Annotated in this window: 3 protein-coding genes; all 3 read left to right on the top strand. The window is 40.6% G+C overall.

What is annotated here, in order from left to right; all coding sequences use genetic code 11:
- Positions 1–136 precede the first annotated feature (136 nt).
- A complete protein-coding gene (locus ACFINU_RS09740; RefSeq protein WP_375667644.1) occupies positions 137–331 on the top strand; it encodes a hypothetical protein in 195 nt (64 codons plus the stop codon).
- On the top strand, positions 291–656 hold the full coding sequence (locus tag ACFINU_RS09735; RefSeq protein WP_375667647.1) for an XRE family transcriptional regulator: 366 nt from the start codon (positions 291–293) through the stop codon (positions 654–656). The genes ACFINU_RS09740 and ACFINU_RS09735 overlap by 41 nt, the downstream gene beginning before the upstream one ends.
- 279 nt (positions 657–935) lie before the next feature.
- Positions 936–1,603, top strand: a 668-nt coding sequence (locus tag ACFINU_RS09730; protein WP_375619013.1) for a tyrosine-type recombinase/integrase, incomplete at its 3' end; no start/stop codon positions are given.

Here is a 1,603-nt window from a genome sequence, read left to right as displayed (position 1 = left end):
TGGAGTTGGGGCGTGAAGTGCGTGTGGCAGCGCTTGTGCAAAGAAGTGAAAATTACGCACCAGAGCGGGTGATTACGGCAATAAAGCGCCTTCTCCCAAAACGTCTGGAGGACACGTTGATACAGAAAATCATCGTATGATTTCGTATATCGGTTGTGAGGATGGTTGCAGTTATGTGTGGCAATTTTTGTCTGGTTGTTATCCCGTGACGAAATGGCATACAGGGGAACAAGGAAGCAGTTTACGTGTAGACGTAAATGTTATGTTGGGAGGAGGCGATTGGTCCGGTGATGCTAGTAATGGTGAATTTGCGCGGAATTTTGCGCATTGATCACTCCGAACGCCTCTTAGATATGGCTAAGAAATTAGACATATCTGTAGGATTTTTATCTTCTGTCGAGATTGGCAAAAAATCTATTCCTGTAGGACTGGAGGAAAAGATCATAGAGCTTTATGGTTTAGATAAAGAGAAGGCTTTACTCTTAAGGAAAGCAGCTTATGCTTGTCGCAAAAGTTTTACAATCAAGACTTCTGATCCGTTGAGGCGTGAAGCGGTTGGTGAGTTTGTTAGAAATTTAGAGAGTTTTTCACAACAAACCGTAGCAGAATTAAAAGACTTTCTTGAGAAAGTTGGTAAAAAAAGAGGCGTCCTATAGAGATGTGTTGCAAAACCCTATTCCCTCACTTTATATTTGGGAGTCCCTCATTACAAAAAACATTTGGAAAATCAATAAATTATTTTGGATAAAAAAGAGCATGGTGCCCCCAGAGAGCGAATCAGGCTTTAGCAACAAGATTCAAAGTATATAAAGATGTGTAAGGGCGTATTGATGTCTATAGCTTTTTATGATTCAATAAAAAAAGTAAGTATTAAAGAAAAAATCTCAAATCAGAAATTAAAGGTGGTCTAAAAGGTGGACGAGAGGGGACGTTAAGTGAGGGCGATTCATCGGTTATCAGCATCATTCGTAAAGACGTCTCCGCAGGGTAAATATTGTGACGGGGCAGGGCTATGGTTGAATGTTCGAAAAGACAATACACGCTCTTGGTTCTTTCGTTATACATACCATAACAAACGCCGTGAAATGGGGCTTGGTCCAGTCGCACAACTTTCTCTGAAAGAAGCGCGCGAACTTGTCAAACATTATAGTACTATTCTCAGAGAAGGCAATGACCCTATTGTCTTTCGAGAACAAACTGTCTTAAAACAGCAAAGCAACATATTCAGTGAGATTGCAACTGCGGCTTTTGAAAGTAAAAAAGCAGAGTTAAAAAATGAAGGCAAAAATGGGCGCTGGTTTTCTCCGCTGGAATTACATGTTATTCCACACATAGGCAGCTTCTCTATAGAAAAATTAACGGCTAATATCATTCGCAATGTTCTTGCACCCCTTTGGCATGAGAAAGCAGATACAGCACGAAAAGCGTTAAACCGTATTAACATTTGTTTGAAATATGCGGCTGCTCTTGGTTTGGAGGTTGATCTACAAGCTTGTATGAAGGCACGCGCGCTTTTAGGAAAACCACGTACTACACCAACAAATATTCCTGCTATGCCATGGCAAGAAGTTCCGGCATTTTATCAGAATTTAGATGATAAGAT

The sequence above is a fragment of the Bartonella sp. AC130YNZD genome, assembly GCF_042196865.1.
In the GTDB taxonomy this organism is placed as follows: Bacteria; Pseudomonadota; Alphaproteobacteria; order Rhizobiales; family Rhizobiaceae; genus Bartonella.
This window is presented reverse-complemented; position numbering and strand designations above follow the sequence as displayed.

What these genes read in the sequence shown, in the direction of transcription:
- ACFINU_RS09740 (WP_375667644.1), top strand. Translation starts at nt 137, where the DNA reads ATGATTTCGTATATCGGTTGTGAGGATGGTTGCAGTTATGTGTGGCAA.
- ACFINU_RS09735 (WP_375667647.1), top strand. Translation starts at nt 291, where the DNA reads ATGCTAGTAATGGTGAATTTGCGCGGAATTTTGCGCATTGATCACTCC.